The following is a 15,085-nucleotide window of genomic DNA, read 5'->3' on the forward strand; positions in this document are numbered from 1 at the left end:
ATGAAACGCATTTGGCTGTTACCGGGGTTCACCACATTCTTGCTCGCCGCATCGCCGGTCTGGGCCGACGCCTATCTCGATCAGGCCACCGCCGCCGTGGCGAAGGCTACCGCCAGCGCCACCCAGTGGGACGGCCCCACCAGCGGCCCGCAGCTGCAGGCCAACAAGAAGATCATTTTTATCGCCTCCGACATGAAGAACGGCGGCGTGCAAGGGGTGCAACAGGGGTTGAGCGAAGCGGCGAAAGCCGCCGGCTGGAAGCTGGAAACGCTCGACGGCGGCGGCTCGGTGAAAGATCAGCTGGCATCGCTCAATCAGGCCATCGCCCAGAAACCAGACGGCATCGTGATCGGCGGCTGGAACCCTAACGTCGCCAAGATCCCGCTGAAAAAGGCCGTACAGCAGGGCATCGTGCTGACCGCCTGGCATGCGGTGCCGGAACCGGGCCCCATCGCCAAATACAATGTGTTCTATAACGTCACGTCGGATTCCAACGAAGTGGCGCGCATCGCCGCGCAATACGCGGTGGTGCAGTCCGGCGGCAAGGCGAGCGTGTTGATCTTCACCGACTCGCTGTACCAAATCGCCTTGGACAAGGCCAACGTCATGAAAGAAGAGATCGCCAAATGCAGCGGCTGTACGCTGCTGGAATTCATCGACACGCCGCTGGCAGATACCGCCAACCGCATGCCGGCGATGACCTTCAGCCTGCTGCAGAAGTACGGCGACAAATTCCAATATGCGCTGGCAATCAACGATCTGTATTTCGACTTTATGGCGCCGGCGCTGAAAACCGCCGGCAAAGGCGGCAAGAACGCGCCTTACAACGTGTCGGCCGGCGACGGTTCAATCTCCGCTTACCAGCGTATCCGGTCGGGCGACAGCCAGTCGGCGACGGTGCCGGAGCCCTTGAAACTGCACGGTTGGCAGCTGCTGGACGAATTCAACCGCGCCTTCGCCAAGCAGCCGCCTTCCGGCTACGTCACCCCGGCGCATCTGGTCACCCGCGACAATATCGCCGCCGACGGCGGCGCCAATAACCTGTATGACCCGCAAAACGATTACCAGGGCCATTACAAAGCGATCTGGGGCGTGAAGTGAACGGCGGCATTCGGCATTCATTGCGCACGCACGCTCAGCTCGAGCGCTTGTGCTCACCGGCGATTTGGGCCGAAGGGCCGGTCTGGCTGCCGCAAGAGGATGCGGTGGTGTTCAGCGACGTGAAAGGCAATCGCATGTTCCGCTGGTCGCGCCGGGGTGAGCTAAGCCTATACCGCTCGCCGTCGCACTACGCCAACGGCAATGCGCGCGACGGCGAGGGGCGCGTGGTCAGCTGTGAACACGGGCGGCGCGGCATCAGCCGCACCGAAAGCGATGGCGAAGTGCGCCTGTTGATCGACCGCGTCGACGGCAAGCGCTTTAACTCGCCGAACGACGTGGCGGTGTGTTCCGACGGCACCCTGTGGTTCACCGATCCGCCCTACGGCATCATCGGCGACGAAGAGGGTTACAAATCGGAAAGCCAGGTGATCGGCTGCTATCTCTACAGCTTCGATCCGCGCGACGGTTCGCTGACCATCGCCGCCTGCGACCTGCAGCGCCCGAACGGCCTGGCGTTTTCACCGGATGAAAAATGGCTGTACGTGGCGGACATGTCGATCGTGGATTTTCCGACGCTGGGCCGCCGCGAGCTGCGCGTCTATGCGGTCAACGGTCGCGAGCTGGAAGCCGGCCGCCGTTTTGCAACCGTGGAACCCGGTTTCCCGGACGGCTTCTGCGTCGATCGGGCCGGCAATCTGTTTTGCAGCTGCGCCGACGGCGTGCTGGTCTTCGATCCAGAGGGGCGACAGATCGACAAAATCAACGTGCCGGAACGCGTCTCCAATTGTACCTTCGGCGGCCCGAACGGCGATGAGCTCTATATCACCGCCACCACCTCGCTCTACCGCATGGTGCTGAACACCCGCGGTTAACCGGGGTCCCGCAAGACGCAGGGTGGGTTTTGATCCGCCCTGCTTTGTCACGTCTGAAGCACGCCATCTCCACCAAAACGTGGCGGCGATCACAAAATCACCACTCAATTTTAACGTCATGTTTTTCATGAATAATTTTACTCCCCCTTGCTTTGACTTCCCTGAATCGCCGGGATAGCATTTATTTGAAATGCAATTTCGCATATTGAAATTTAGCGAACCAAAAACAGACGATTCGCACAGGCGGAGAACCGGCATGAGAGTGAGTTACAGCGAGTTAAAACAGCAATTCAAACGCGTGCTGCTGGCGCGCGGCGTGGCGGAACATCTCGCCGACGACTGCGCCGGCATGTTCGCCGACACCACCGCCAGCGGCGTTTACTCCCACGGCGTTAACCGCTTTCCGCGCTTTATTCAGCAGCTGGACGCCGGCGATATCGTGCCGGACGCCGAACCCAGCAAACTGTTGTCTCTGGGGGCGATCGAGCAATGGGATGCGCACCAGGGCATCGGCAACCTTACCGCCCGCCGCATGATGGATCGCGCCATGCAGTTAGCCGACGAGCATGGCATCGGCCTGGTGGCGCTGCGCAACGCCAACCATTGGATGCGCGGCGGCGGTTACGGCTGGCAGGCGGCGGAGAAAGGCTATATCGGCATTTGCTGGACCAACTCGATCGCCGTGATGCCACCGTGGGGCGCCAAAACGTGCCGTATCGGCACCAACCCGCTGATCGTCGCCGTGCCCGGCAACCCGATCACCATGGTGGACATGTCGATGTCGATGTTTTCCTACGGCGCGCTGGAGCTGAACCGGCTGGCGGGCAAAACCCTGCCGGTGGACGGCGGCTTCGACAACGACGGCCGCCTGACCCGCGATCCGGCCACCATCGAAGAGAACCGGCGCATTTTGCCGATGGGGTATTGGAAGGGATCGGCACTGTCGATCGTGCTGGACATGATCGCCACCCTGCTGTCCGGCGGCGCCTCGGTGGCGGAAGTGACGGAAGATCACCGCGACGAATACGGCGTCTCGCAGGTGTTCATCGCGATTGAGATAGACCGGTTGATCGACGGCGACAGCCGCGATCAAAAACTGCAGCGCATCATGGATTACGTCACCAGCGCCGAACGGGACAACCCCGACGTCGCCATTCGCCTGCCGGGCCACAAGTTCCCGCGCATTCTGGAAGAAAACCTGCGCGACGGCATTCCGGTTGACGAACGAGTCTGGGCGCGCATTCAGGCGCTGTAACGGGAGGATCATCATGATATTCGGCCACATCGCCAACACCGCGCCCGAGCAGTACCCGACGCCGGTCGCCAACGCCGTCGCCTATTTGCAGCGCACCGATTTCAGCGTCTTGCCCACAGGGCGCTATGAAGATCCCGCCACCGGCTACGTGGTGCAAGTGCTGGATCTGCATACCCAACCACCGGATGCGCTACGCCCGGAAGTCCACCGGCAAAACGTCGACGTGCAGTTTCTGGTCAGCGGTACCGAGCTTATCGGCGTAGCGACGGACAACGGCGACAACGTCATTCATCAGGAGCTGCTGGCGCAGCGCGACATCCTGTTTTATCAGGACGTGGCCGACGAATCCTGGCTCACGATGCGGCCCGGCAACTTCGCGGTATTTTTTCCGCAGGACGTGCATCGCCCGGCCTGCATTAACCAACGCCCCTGCGCGATACGCAAGGTGGTGGTGAAGATACCGCTGGCGTCGTTTAGCGCCCGATAGACGCAGCACCCGTAACGATAACAACACCGGTCCATGAGGCCTGTGCGGGCGCCCTTGCGCCCAAATTAAGCAAAACAATAACGCCCGACCCTACAAAAAAGTGAACATCGAAAGAGGTCCTTATGAATACAGCCTCCGTTTCCGTCAGCCAAAGCCAGGCTATTCCCAAGCTCCGCTGGCTGAGGATCGTGCCGCCGATCCTCATCACCTGCATCATTTCTTACATGGATCGGGTCAACATCGCCTTCGCCATGCCCGGCGGCATGGATGACGAACTCGGCATCACCGCCTCGATGGCCGGGCTGGCCGGCGGCATCTTCTTTATCGGTTACCTGTTTCTGCAGGTGCCCGGCGGCAAGCTGGCGGTATACGGAAACGGCAAGAAATTCATCGGCTGGTCACTGTTGGCCTGGGCGGTGATCTCGGTGCTGACCGGGCTGGTCACCAACCAGTACCAGCTGCTGTTCCTGCGCTTCGCCCTCGGCGTTTCCGAAGGCGGCATGCTGCCGGTGGTGCTGACCATGATCAGCAACTGGTTCCCGGATAAGGAGCGCGGCCGCGCCAACGCCATCGTCATCATGTTCGTGCCGATCGCCGGCATTCTCACCGCCCCGCTGTCGGGTTGGATCATCACCGCCTGGGACTGGCGCATGCTGTTTCTGGTGGAGGGCGCTCTGTCGCTGGTAGTCATGGCGCTGTGGTACTTCACCATCAGCAACCGGCCGCAGGAAGCCAAATGGATCTCGCAGGCGGAGAAAGAGTATCTGGTGAAGACCCTGCACGACGAACAGCTGCTGATCAAAGGAAAAACGGTGCGCAACGCCTCGCTGCGCCGAGTGCTGGGCGACCGGATCATGTGGCAGCTGATCCTGGTGAATTTCTTCTACCAGACCGGTATCTACGGTTACACCCTGTGGCTGCCGACCATTTTGAAAGGGCTGACCCACGGCGATATGGAGCAAGTGGGCCTGCTGGCTATCTTGCCCTATATCGGCGCCATCTTCGGCATGCTGATCATCTCCACCCTCTCCGATCGCACCGGTAAGCGCAAAGTCTTCGTCGCCCTGCCGCTGGCCTGCTTTGCCGCCTGCATGGCGCTGTCGGTGCTGCTGAAGGATCACATCTGGTGGTCTTACGCTGCGCTGGTCGGCTGCGGCGTATTTATTCAGGCGGCGGCCGGGGTGTTCTGGACCATCCCGCCCAAATTGTTCAACGCCGAAGTGGCCGGCGGCGCACGTGGCGTGATCAATGCGCTGGGCAACCTCGGCGGCTTTTGCGGCCCGTATATGGTCGGCGTCCTGATCAGCCTGTTCAACAAGGATGTCGGCGTCTACAGCCTGGCGGCCTCGTTGGCGATCGCCTCCGTGCTGGCGTTGATGCTGCCCAATAAATGCGACCACAGCGCGAGGAGCGAATGATGGAATATTGGCTGGGGCTCGACTGCGGCGGTACCTTCATCAAGGCGGGATTATACGACCGCAGCGGCCATGAACACGGCGTTGCGCGGCGCAATCTGGCGATCGTCGCGCCGCAGCCCGGCTGGGCCGAGCGCGATATGGCATCGCTGTGGCGCACCGCCGCCGACGTGATCCGTGAAGTGCTATCCGCCAGTGGCGTCGCCGCCGGCGCCATCCAGGCCATCGGCATCTCGGCGCAGGGTAAGGGGGCGTTTCTGCTGGATAAGCAGGGGCAGCCGCTGGGCAACGCCATGCTCTCTTCCGATCAGCGCGCGCTGGCGCTGGTGCAGGAATGGCAGCGACAGGGCGTGCCGCAGGCGCTGTATCCGCAAACGCGCCAAACGCTGTGGACCGGGCACCCGGTCTCGCTGCTGCGCTGGCTGAAGCGGCATCAGCCGGAACGTTACGCCCGCATCGGGAGCGTGCTGATGGCGCACGACTACCTGCGCTATTGCCTGACCGGCGAGCTGGCCTGCGAAGAAACCAATATCTCCGAATCCAACCTGTATCAGATGCGCAGCGGACGCTATGACCCGGCGCTGGCGCAGCTGCTGGGTATCGGCGACATCATGCCCGCCCTGCCGACGATCGTCGGTTCGGCCGAGATCGCCGGGCGCGTCGAGGCAAACGCCGCGGCCATCACCGGCCTGCAAACCGGCACTCCGGTGGTCGGCGGGTTGTTCGACGTGGTGTCCACCGCGTTGTGCGCCGGCCTGCAGGACGAAACCCGGCTCAACGCGGTGATGGGGACCTGGTCGGTCACCAGCGGCATCACCGACGCCATCATCGAGGGTTTCGATCATCCCTTTGTCTATGGCCGCCACGCCGAAAACGGCCAATACATCGTGCACGAAGCCAGCCCCACTTCCGCCGCCAACCTGGAATGGTTCTGTCACCAATGGGGGCTGCAGGACTACGACCAGCTTAACCGCTGGGTTGCCGCCCTGCCGAAAGCCGCCGGCGATCTGCTGTTCGCCCCTTTCCTGTATGGCTCCAACGCCGGCCTGGGGCTGAGCGCCAGCTTCTACGGCCTGCAGGCCTTCCACCAGCGCGAGCACCTGGTGCAGGCGATCTACGAAGGCGTGGTGTTCTGCCACATGACACACCTTAACCGCATGCGCCGGCGTTTCCCTGAGGCGCAGGCGCTGCGCGTGACCGGCGGCCCCGCCAAATCCCGCCCCTGGATGCAAATGTTCGCCGACGTCAGCGGTCTGCCGGTTGAGCTGCCGCAGGTGGAAGAAACCGGCTGTCTGGGCGCGGCGATGGCGGCCATGGTCGGCAGCGGCGTCTTCAACGATTTCACCGCCGCCCAGCACCGGCTGGCGCCGCGTATCGAGCGGCTGCTGCCTGATGCGGCCGCCGCCGAAGCTTACGACCACAAACACCAACGTTATCAGGCGCTGATTGCTGCATTGCAAAATCTGCAGCCCGCCAACAAGGAGGCCCCATGAGCACGAAACCGCGCCTGCAGCTGGCGCTCGATCAAACCCGTTTGGATACGGCGCTGCGCACCGCCGAGACCCTCAGCCCCCATGTGGACATCATCGAGGCCGGTACCATTTTGTGCATCAGCGCCGGTATTCAGGCGGTTAGCGCGCTGCGTGAACGCTGTCCGCAGCACACGCTGGTGGCCGATCTCAAGGTGGCCGACGCCGGTGCGACGCTGGCCGATCAGGCCTTCGGCCAGGGCGCGGACTGGATGACGGTGATCTGCGCCGCGCCGTTGGCCACCATGGCCAGCGCGCGGGAGGTCGCCGAGCGTCACGGCGGTGAAATCCAGATCGAACTGTTCGGCCGCTGGACATTGGAGGACGCGCGGCAATGGCGCGGCCTCGGCATTCGTCAGGCGATCTATCACCGCGGCCGCGACGCGCAGGCCAGCGGGCAAACCTGGGGCCGGCAGGATCTGGATCGGATGAAGGCGCTGTCCGATCTGGGCATCGAGCTGTCGGTGACCGGCGGCATCACGCCCGCCGACCTGCCGCTGTTTAAAGAAATCGCCGTCACCGCCTTTATCGCCGGCCGCGCGCTGGCCGAGGCCGGCGATCCGCCGGCCGCCGCCAGGCAGTTCCGCACCGCCATCGATGACATCTGGAGATCATGATATGCGTCAGCACCCGTTGGGAATTTACGAGAAAGCGCTGCCGAAACACCTGAGCTGGCCCGAACGCCTGGCTCTGGCCAAGGCCTGCGGCTTCGACTTCGTCGAAATGTCGGTGGACGAAAGCGATGAACGTCTGGCGCGCCTGAGCTGGAGCAAGGCGCAGCGCCTGGCGCTGGTGGACGCCATGCTGGAAACCGGCATCCGCATTCCGTCGATGTGCCTCTCCGGCCACCGGCGCTTTCCGTTTGGCAGCCACGATCCGGCGCTGCGACAGCGCGCCTTCGACGTGATGGAACAGGCCATTCAGCTGGCCAAAGATGTCGGTATCCGGACGATCCAGCTGGCCGGCTACGACGTGTATTACGAAGAGCAGGACGAGGGGACGCTGGCGCGCTTTAGCGAAGGCATGCAGTGGGCGGTAGACCGTGCCGCCGCCGCCCAGGTGATGCTGGCGGTGGAAATTATGGACACCGCCTTTATGAACTCGATCGCTAAATGGAAAGCCTGGGACGCCCTGCTGGCCTCGCCGTGGTTCTCGGTGTATCCAGACGTCGGCAACCTCAGCGCCTGGGGCAATGACGTGCCGCGCGAGCTGGAGCTGGGCATCGATCGCATCGCCGCCATTCACCTGAAAGACACCTACCCGGTCACCACCACTTCGCCGGGGCAATTCCGCGACGTGCCGTTTGGCGAAGGCTGCGTCGACTTCGTCGAGGTGTTTCGCACGCTGCAGCGCCTCAATTACCGCGGCGCATTCCTGATTGAGATGTGGACCGAAAAAGCCGAGGAGCCGGTGGCCGAGATCGTTCAGGCCCGCCGCTGGATCGAACAGAAAATGCAACAAGGGGGCATGACATGCTGACTCAGTTAAAACAACAGGTGCTGGAGGCCAATCTCGATCTGCCGCGCCATAAGCTGGTGACCTTTACCTGGGGCAACGTCAGCGCGGTGGATCGCGAACGCGGTCTGGTGGTGATCAAGCCTTCCGGCGTTGAATACGAGCATATGACGGCGGAGGATATGGTGGTGGTCGATCTGGCCAGCGGCCGCACCGTCGAGGGGGCAAAAAAACCGTCGTCGGACACCGCCACCCATCTGGCGCTGTACCGCGAATTTGCCGATATCGGCGGCATCGTCCACACCCATTCGCGCCACGCCACCATCTGGGCGCAGGCCGGGCTGGACATCCCCGCCTGGGGAACCACCCACGCCGACTATTTTTATGGCGCTATCCCCTGCACTCGCCTGATGACCCAGGATGAAATTGAGCACGATTACGAACTGGAAACCGGCAACGTGATTATCGAAACCTTCCGCCAGCGCGATATCAATCCCAACGCGATCCCGGCGGTACTGGTCAATGCCCACGGCCCCTTCGCCTGGGGCAAAGACGCCCACAACGCGGTGCATAATGCGGTGGTGCTAGAAGAGATCGCCTACATGGGCATTTTCTCGCGCCAGCTGACGCCGGGCATTCACAGCATGCAACGCGAGCTGTTGGACAAACACTACCTGCGCAAACACGGCCAAAACGCCTACTACGGGCAGTAGAGCGCCGGGGACTTAACCGTGGCACCCGATGCTTTGCCGCATCGGGTGCCAACGGGCATGAGCCGCAGTGTAACGAAAACCGCATTCGCTCATCGACGCGAAATTCGCTATCATCCGCCCCCACCCACCAGCCGGCCGCCCGATGTCTACGATCACCGATACCTTTATTGCCCCGCCATGCCATGACCCAATAGAGATCCTCTATCAGGACGATCATCTGGCGCTGATCAATAAACCGGCCGGGCTGCTCAGCCTCTCGGGCAAGAATCCGCAGAATCTCGATTCGGTACACCACCGGCTGGTACAGATCTTCCCCGGCTGCGCCCTGGTGCACCGCCTGGATTTCGGCACGTCCGGGTTGATGGTGGTGGCCCGCAACAAGGCCGCCAACGCCGCGCTCTGCCGGCAGTTCAGCGAGCGCACCGTCAGCAAAGTGTACAGCGCGCTGCTGTGCGGCCATCTGGCGAATAACGAAGGGGTCATAGACGCGGCGATCGCCAAAGATCCGGCGCTGTTCCCGCTGATGTCGATTTGCGCCCTCCACGGCAAGCCCGCCCGCTCCCGCTATCGGGTCGTCGAGCGTTTTTATCGTGAAACGGAAGGCGGGATCTCGCTGCCGCTGACGCGGGTGCAGCTCACCCCGGAGACCGGGCGCACCCACCAGCTGCGTATTCACAGCCGGCAGTTGGGCCACCCTATTTTAGGCTGCGATCTGTACGGCGGGCGCCTGCTGCCGGGTACCGAACAGACGCCGCGGCTGATGCTGCACGCCAGCGAGCTGGACTTTGTGCACCCCATCAGCGGAGAGCGGATCGCCGCTCGTCACGCCGCGCCGTTCTGAACGCGGCTTACCACATCAAATCGTCGGGCACTTTAAAGTCGGCGTACGGATCGTCTTCATCCTGCTCTTCCTGACTCAGCGCACTGTGCAGCACAATGCTGGCCGCATCGCGCTGCGCGATTTTATCGGCGACGCTCGCGGGGATAATCGCGTATTCACACTCTTCCCGGTTCTCGACCACCAAGCGGGCAATGGCGAGACGGCCATTGATCAGCTGAGTCTGCGTCGCCTTATCCACCAGGATTTTCTTGATCAGGTTGCCGTCGGTGAAGTTGAAACCGATATCACCTTTCGCCAGAACGATGCGGTTCATCTCGATCAGTTGCTTCACCTGCGCCTTGTATTCTTTGGACAGCGCGGCTTGCTTTTGCTGCTCGTTCAGCGCTTTATCGCGCTCAAGCTGCGCCTTTTTATTCTCTTCCACCGCCTCTCTGGCCTCACGGGCCTGAACGCGTGATTTTTTAGCCGTTCTTTGGACTTTGGCCATTTTCTTGCTGGTTACCAAGCCCGCTTTGAGCATCTGCTCTTGTAAGGTGAGTTTTGTCATGTTCGTGTCTGAAGCCGTGGGATCATGGGGGGATTATACCCGTAATTTTTCAGGCTGCACCAGGTTGCCGGCCCGGTACGTTGGCGGTTTGCGCTGCAGGGCAACGGCGATAAACCGACCCGAACGCCAGATCATGAATAGCGCTCATGTGGTAATGAAATTAAGTCTCTTTCACTCCCTGCGGGACTCTGGCAAAAATAGACCTCATTAACGACAGACAATATGAAATCGGCTGAATGAAAAAAAGAGAAAAACAACCAATTGAAAAAAATGGATAAATCCAGCCGTCATACCATATAACAGGATGCTATAAGACGATGAATAGAGACTTTACCTTTACGATTAAGAGCAGTTCTTTCGATGAAGATTATAACCCTTCTGAAAGTACGCGTATCACCACCAACTTCGCCAATTTGGCCAGAGGGGAAAACCGCCGGGAGAACCTGCGCAATACGCTGGTGATGATTAACAACCGCTTCAATACGTTGGCGCATTGGGATAACCCCAAGGCCGACCGCTATTCGGTCGAACTTGAAATCATTTCGGTTGAGATGCGCGTTGAAGATCAGGGTGCCAGCTTCCCGGTGATCGAAATCCTGAAAACCAACATCATTGATAAAAAAACGCAAAAGCGTATCGAGGGCATCGTTGGGAACAATTTCTCCTCTTACGTGCGCGACTACGACTTTAGCGTCTTGCTGCCGGCGCACAATAAAAACACGGCGGAATTTACCATTCCGGATGATTTCGGCGATTTGCACGGCAATATCTTTAAGCACTTCGTCAATTCAAACGAATACCATGAAAATTTCAGCAAACCGCCGGTGATCTGCCTCAGCGTGTCCAGCAAAGACACCTACCATCGGACGGGCAATCAACACCCGGTGTTGGGCGACGAGTATCGGCAAGACGGCGCTTCGCTGACCGACCGGTATTTTAAAAAAATGGGCCTGCAGGTGCGCTACTTCATGCCGAAAAATAGCGTCGCGCCCCTGGCGTTTTATTTCCCCGGGGATTTGCTGAGCGATTACACCGATCTGGAACTGATCGGCACCATAAGCACGATGGAGACCTTCCAGAAAATTTATCGGCCTGAAATTTACAATGCCAACTCGGCGGCGGGGCAATGCTATCAGCCAAGCCTGAATAACCAGGATCATTCATTAACCAAGATTGTTTACGATCGCGAAGAGCGTAGCCAGTTAGCGATTGAGCAGGGGAAATTTACGGAAGAGCAATTTATCAAACCCTACAAACCTCTTCTTGAGCAATGGTCTGCTCACTACGCGCTTTGATTCACTCAAATACAGGTCATCTATTATGAAAATATTGCTCCCTACGTCGACCGCCGGCAGCTTGCCCAAACCTGTCTGGCTGGCCCAACCGGAAACCCTGTGGTCGCCTTGGAAATTGCAGAATGAAGAATTAATCGAAGGGAAACAGGACGCCTTGCGTTTGTCGCTGGCAGAGCAACAACAGGCCGGCATCGATATCGTCAGCGATGGCGAGCAAACGCGCCAGCACTTCGTCACGACGTTTATCGAACACCTCAGCGGCGTCGATTTCGAGAAACGCGAAGTGGTTAAAATCCGCAATCGCTACGAGGCGAGCGTGCCAACCGTTGTGGGGGCGGTCTCGCGCCAAAAACCCGTTTTCGTTGAAGACGCCAAATTTTTACGCCAGCTGACCAAGCAGCCGATTAAATGGGCCCTGCCGGGGCCGATGACCATGATCGACACGCTTTATGACAACCACTATAAAAGCCGCGAGAAATTGGCCTGGGAGTTCGCCAAGATCCTCAATCAGGAAGCTAAAGAGCTCGAGGCCGCCGGCGTCGACATTATTCAGTTTGATGAGCCCGCATTTAACGTGTTCTTTGACGAGGTGAATGACTGGGGCATTGCCGCCCTGGAAAGAGCCATTGAAGGGCTTAAGTGTGAAACCGCCGTACATATCTGCTATGGATATGGGATTAAAGCCAATACCGACTGGAAAAAGACGCTGGGCTCGGAATGGCGGCAATATGAAGAGGCGTTTCCGAAACTGCAAACGTCCAACATCGATATCATCTCCCTGGAGTGCCATAACTCGCACGTGCCGATGGATCTGCTTGAACTGATCCGCGGCAAAAAGGTGATGGTCGGCGCCATCGACGTAGCGAATCATGCCGTTGAGACGCCGGAAGAAGTGGCCGCTACGCTGCGCAAAGCGCTGCAGTTTGTCGATGCCGACAAGCTCTATCCGTCGACCAACTGCGGCATGGCCCCCCTGCCCCGTCAGGTCGCCCGCGGCAAGCTGAATGCGTTAAGCGCAGGTGCCGAGATCGTGCGCCGAGAGCTGTTAGCCAAATAACCTTGCCAGCGCCCGCCACAGGCACCTCCTGTGGCGGGCGATTATCATCAATTCCCCCTCCCCGCAACGTCCCCGCTCTGGTGTATACTCGGATTTCTACGCGATGCCAGCCACAGCGGTTTTGGTTCAGGCCTGGCCTGAACAGCCCTCAGCCAGCCCACACCAGCCGAATAACAGTGGAATAACCATGAGCCCAAATACCGCTCGCATCAGCGAAATCATCGATCGCGCCAGGATCTCCCCCTACCAAATCCTGATCCTCACCCTGTGTTTCCTCATTGCCCTGCTGGACGGTTTCGATACCGCCATCATCGGCTATATCGCCCCGGCGCTGCGCGAAGAGTGGGATCTGCTGCCCGCTCAGCTCTCTCCCGCCTTCGGTGCAGGACTGTTCGGCCTGCTGATCGGCAGCCTGCTGTTCGGACCGATCGCCGACGCCTTCGGCCGCAAACGCGTGCTGCTCGTCGCGGTGCTGGTGTTTGGCGGCTGCACCCTGGCTTCGGCCTATACGCATTCAATCGAGTCCCTGACCCTGCTGCGCTTCATCACCGGCATTGGCCTCGGGGGCGCGATACCGACTTGCATTACCCTCAGCTCAGAGTACTCACCGGCGCGCCGCCGCATGCTGATGGTCACCCTGAGTTGGAGCGGCTTTACCGCTGGGTTAGCCCTGGGCGGCCTGCTGGCCGGGCAGATCATCCCGGCGTTCGGCTGGCGCGGCCTGCTGCTGGTCGGTGGCATCGCGCCGTTGGCGCTGCTGCCGCTGTTGGCCTGGCAGATGCCCGAATCAGTACGCTTTATGGCCGCCAGCGCCAAACATGCCGATCGGCTGCGCCGGGTGGTCGAGCGTATCACCGGCCAGCGTTGGACGGGGGTAACCATCGTCGATGACGAGCGCCCGGCGCAGGCCAGGTCGCCGATCTCGCACCTGTTTATCGAAGGGCGCGCCGTGCGCACCCTGCTGCTGTGGGCGGCATTCTTCTGTTCGCTGTTCGTGTTTTACCTGCTCACCAGTTGGCTGCCGACGATCCTCAAAGACGCCGGTTACGATATCGCCCATGCCTCGCGCATCGGCGCGATGGTGCCGCTCGGCGGCACCCTGGGCGCCATTCTGATGGCGCTGCTGATGGATCGGGTCGGGCCCTACCGCGTGCTGGCCGTCTCCTACCTGGGCGCCGCGCTGGTGATTGGCGCGACCGGGTATCTGATGGGCGACGTCTACACGCTGGCCGCCGTCGTGTTCCTTATCGGCTTCGGCGTGGCCGGCGCGCAGAACGGCCTGAACCTGGTTTCCGCCACCCTTTACCCGACCGCAGCCCGCGTGACCGGCGTCAGTTGGGCCATGGCCAATGGCCGCTTTGGTTCGATCGTCGGCTCGATGCTCGGCGCCTGGATGATGACCGCCGCCGGCTCGACGGAGGTGTTCTTCCTCTGGCTGGCGCTGCCGGCGCTGTTGGGCGCCGCCGCCATCTTCCTGCTTTATCGCCTCAGCCTGCGCCGCCGCGTGCCGCTCACGGAGCCGGCAGCGGACATCTGACCGCCCTAAAAGAAAAGGCCGAGACGCCATCGGTAGCGTCTCGGCCTGCAGTAAAAAAGGGGGCCAAGGCCCCCTTCTGTGTTATTCCGCCTTGGCGGAAGCGTCTTCGGTGCGATACAGGTGCACGTCCATTTGCGGGAACGGAATGCCGATGTTGTGGGCATCCAGCGCGCGCTTGAAGTTTTCCATCAGATCGAAGTACACGTTCCAGTATTCCGCATTGGTGGTCCAGGAACGGGTCACAAAGTTCAGGGAAGATGGCGCCATCTCGTTCAGACGCACAGTCACGCCTTTAGCGTGCATGATGCGTTTGTCGGCGGCGATCACATCGCCCAGCACCTTCTTCACCACGTCGATATCGGCGTTGTAGGCCACGCCCACCACGATATCCACACGGCGGTTCGGCTCGCGGGAGTAGTTGATGATGTTGCCGGCGATGATTTTACCGTTCGGCACCACGATGGTTTTGTTGTCTGCGGTGCGCAGGGTGGTGGAGAAAATCTGCACCTGATCGACGGTACCGGCCACGCCGCCCAGATCGACATATTCACCCACGCGCAGCGGGCGGAAGATCACCAGCAGCACGCCGGCGGCGAAGTTAGACAGCGAGCCTTGCAGCGCCAGACCGACAGCCAAACCGGCGGCACCCAGCACGGCGATCACCGAGGTGGTCTGCACGCCGACACGCCCCAGCACGGCGATGAAGGTGAACGCCAGCACGCCGTAGCGCACGATCGCCGACAGGAAGTCTGCCACCGTGGCGTCGATGCCGCGCAGCTTCATCACGCGGTTCAGCGCATTGCCGACCACGCGGGCCACGATCGAACCGATGATCAGGATAACGATGGCGGCGACGATATTCACCGCGTACTGGATCAACAGATCCTGGTTCTTCACCAACCAGTTGCCGGCACCGTTGATGCCGTCTACTACATTCAAATCTTTCATTCGTGTCGTCCTAACTCAGTCCCTAACGGGAGA

General features: G+C 60.6%; 15 protein-coding genes. 13 read left to right on the forward strand and 2 right to left on the reverse strand.

Annotated features, from left to right (window positions below; all coding sequences use genetic code 11):
- The 10 genes from ACMGGW_RS18820 to ACMGGW_RS18865 all read left to right on the forward strand — a co-directional run bounded on the left by ACMGGW_RS18820 (position 1) and on the right by ACMGGW_RS18865 (position 9,668).
- Positions 1–1,101, forward strand: a complete 1,101-nt coding sequence (locus ACMGGW_RS18820; protein ID WP_043142668.1) for a substrate-binding domain-containing protein — start codon at positions 1–3, stop codon at positions 1,099–1,101.
- Positions 1,098–1,973 carry an SMP-30/gluconolactonase/LRE family protein gene (locus tag ACMGGW_RS18825; protein ID WP_025304164.1) on the forward strand — a complete coding sequence of 292 codons (876 nt, stop codon included), beginning with the start codon at positions 1,098–1,100 and terminating at the stop codon, positions 1,971–1,973. Before ACMGGW_RS18820 ends, ACMGGW_RS18825 begins: the two co-directional genes overlap by 4 nt.
- 256 nt (positions 1,974–2,229) lie before the next feature.
- Positions 2,230–3,228 (forward strand): 3-dehydro-L-gulonate 2-dehydrogenase, encoded by a 999-nt coding sequence (gene yiaK, locus ACMGGW_RS18830; protein ID WP_025304165.1) that lies wholly within the window; start codon positions 2,230–2,232, stop codon positions 3,226–3,228.
- A 13-nt stretch (positions 3,229–3,241) separates the two neighbouring features.
- The gene (locus tag ACMGGW_RS18835; protein ID WP_049206147.1) at positions 3,242–3,715 is read left to right on the forward strand and encodes a YhcH/YjgK/YiaL family protein; all 474 of its coding nucleotides are present in this window, start codon (positions 3,242–3,244) and stop codon (positions 3,713–3,715) included.
- 122 nt (positions 3,716–3,837) lie between these two features.
- Entirely contained in the window at positions 3,838–5,133 is a 1,296-nt protein-coding gene (locus ACMGGW_RS18840) for an MFS transporter (protein ID WP_025304167.1), read from the forward strand.
- Positions 5,133–6,623, forward strand: coding sequence for an FGGY-family carbohydrate kinase (locus ACMGGW_RS18845; RefSeq protein ID WP_089181259.1), 1,491 nt, complete (start codon positions 5,133–5,135; stop codon positions 6,621–6,623). Before ACMGGW_RS18840 ends, ACMGGW_RS18845 begins: the two co-directional genes overlap by 1 nt.
- The gene (gene ulaD / locus ACMGGW_RS18850; RefSeq protein ID WP_025304169.1) at positions 6,620–7,276 is read left to right on the forward strand and encodes a 3-keto-L-gulonate-6-phosphate decarboxylase UlaD; all 657 of its coding nucleotides are present in this window, start codon (positions 6,620–6,622) and stop codon (positions 7,274–7,276) included. The genes ACMGGW_RS18845 and ulaD overlap by 4 nt, the downstream gene beginning before the upstream one ends.
- A gap of 1 nt (position 7,277) precedes the next feature.
- Entirely contained in the window at positions 7,278–8,138 is an 861-nt protein-coding gene (locus ACMGGW_RS18855; protein ID WP_025304170.1) for an L-ribulose-5-phosphate 3-epimerase, read from the forward strand.
- The gene (gene araD / locus ACMGGW_RS18860; RefSeq protein WP_025304171.1) at positions 8,132–8,827 is read left to right on the forward strand and encodes an L-ribulose-5-phosphate 4-epimerase; all 696 of its coding nucleotides are present in this window, start codon (positions 8,132–8,134) and stop codon (positions 8,825–8,827) included. The genes ACMGGW_RS18855 and araD overlap by 7 nt, the downstream gene beginning before the upstream one ends.
- A gap of 142 nt (positions 8,828–8,969) precedes the next feature.
- Positions 8,970–9,668: an RluA family pseudouridine synthase gene (locus tag ACMGGW_RS18865; RefSeq protein ID WP_025304172.1), complete on the forward strand. Its 699-nt coding sequence runs from the start codon at positions 8,970–8,972 to the stop codon at positions 9,666–9,668.
- A 7-nt stretch (positions 9,669–9,675) separates the two neighbouring features.
- Here the strand turns inward: ACMGGW_RS18865 and ACMGGW_RS18870 are convergent, their stop codons facing one another.
- Complete coding sequence (locus ACMGGW_RS18870) at positions 9,676–10,215, reverse strand: DUF2058 domain-containing protein (RefSeq protein WP_025304173.1); 540 nt, start codon at positions 10,213–10,215, stop codon at positions 9,676–9,678.
- A 317-nt stretch (positions 10,216–10,532) separates the two neighbouring features.
- Between ACMGGW_RS18870 and ACMGGW_RS18875 the strand changes: the two genes are divergently transcribed.
- The 3 genes from ACMGGW_RS18875 (at position 10,533) to ACMGGW_RS18885 (ending at position 14,104) form a co-directional block, all read left to right on the forward strand.
- A complete protein-coding gene (locus ACMGGW_RS18875; protein WP_025304174.1) occupies positions 10,533–11,510 on the forward strand; it encodes a DUF1852 domain-containing protein in 978 nt (325 codons plus the stop codon).
- A 25-nt stretch (positions 11,511–11,535) separates the two neighbouring features.
- Positions 11,536–12,567 (forward strand): methionine synthase, encoded by a 1,032-nt coding sequence (locus ACMGGW_RS18880; RefSeq protein WP_025304175.1) that lies wholly within the window; start codon positions 11,536–11,538, stop codon positions 12,565–12,567.
- Positions 12,568–12,754: 187 nt separating this feature from the next.
- Positions 12,755–14,104: an MFS transporter gene (locus tag ACMGGW_RS18885; RefSeq protein WP_025304176.1), complete on the forward strand. Its 1,350-nt coding sequence runs from the start codon at positions 12,755–12,757 to the stop codon at positions 14,102–14,104.
- A gap of 81 nt (positions 14,105–14,185) precedes the next feature.
- On the opposite strand, the gene mscS is transcribed toward ACMGGW_RS18885, so the two are convergent.
- A complete protein-coding gene (mscS, locus tag ACMGGW_RS18890) occupies positions 14,186–15,052 on the reverse strand; it encodes a small-conductance mechanosensitive channel MscS (protein WP_025304177.1) in 867 nt (288 codons plus the stop codon).
- Between the last annotated feature and the right edge of the window lie 33 nt (positions 15,053–15,085).

The organism is Serratia sp. BNK-4, from assembly GCF_048685115.1.
GTDB classification, from domain to species: Bacteria; Pseudomonadota; Gammaproteobacteria; order Enterobacterales; family Enterobacteriaceae; genus Serratia; species Serratia bockelmannii.

What these genes read in the sequence shown, in the direction of transcription:
- ACMGGW_RS18855 (WP_025304170.1), top strand. Translation starts at nt 7,278, where the DNA reads ATGCGTCAGCACCCGTTGGGAATTTACGAGAAAGCGCTGCCGAAACAC.
- ACMGGW_RS18885 (WP_025304176.1), top strand. Translation starts at nt 12,755, where the DNA reads ATGAGCCCAAATACCGCTCGCATCAGCGAAATCATCGATCGCGCCAGG.
- araD (WP_025304171.1), top strand. Translation starts at nt 8,132, where the DNA reads ATGCTGACTCAGTTAAAACAACAGGTGCTGGAGGCCAATCTCGATCTG.
- yiaK (WP_025304165.1), top strand. Translation starts at nt 2,230, where the DNA reads ATGAGAGTGAGTTACAGCGAGTTAAAACAGCAATTCAAACGCGTGCTG.
- ACMGGW_RS18840 (WP_025304167.1), top strand. Translation starts at nt 3,838, where the DNA reads ATGAATACAGCCTCCGTTTCCGTCAGCCAAAGCCAGGCTATTCCCAAG.
- mscS (WP_025304177.1), bottom strand. Translation starts at nt 15,052, where the DNA reads ATGAAAGATTTGAATGTAGTAGACGGCATCAACGGTGCCGGCAACTGG.
- ACMGGW_RS18880 (WP_025304175.1), top strand. Translation starts at nt 11,536, where the DNA reads ATGAAAATATTGCTCCCTACGTCGACCGCCGGCAGCTTGCCCAAACCT.
- ACMGGW_RS18820 (WP_043142668.1), top strand. Translation starts at nt 1, where the DNA reads ATGAAACGCATTTGGCTGTTACCGGGGTTCACCACATTCTTGCTCGCC.
- ACMGGW_RS18870 (WP_025304173.1), bottom strand. Translation starts at nt 10,215, where the DNA reads ATGACAAAACTCACCTTACAAGAGCAGATGCTCAAAGCGGGCTTGGTA.
- ACMGGW_RS18865 (WP_025304172.1), top strand. Translation starts at nt 8,970, where the DNA reads ATGTCTACGATCACCGATACCTTTATTGCCCCGCCATGCCATGACCCA.
- ulaD (WP_025304169.1), top strand. Translation starts at nt 6,620, where the DNA reads ATGAGCACGAAACCGCGCCTGCAGCTGGCGCTCGATCAAACCCGTTTG.
- ACMGGW_RS18875 (WP_025304174.1), top strand. Translation starts at nt 10,533, where the DNA reads ATGAATAGAGACTTTACCTTTACGATTAAGAGCAGTTCTTTCGATGAA.
- ACMGGW_RS18835 (WP_049206147.1), top strand. Translation starts at nt 3,242, where the DNA reads ATGATATTCGGCCACATCGCCAACACCGCGCCCGAGCAGTACCCGACG.
- ACMGGW_RS18845 (WP_089181259.1), top strand. Translation starts at nt 5,133, where the DNA reads ATGGAATATTGGCTGGGGCTCGACTGCGGCGGTACCTTCATCAAGGCG.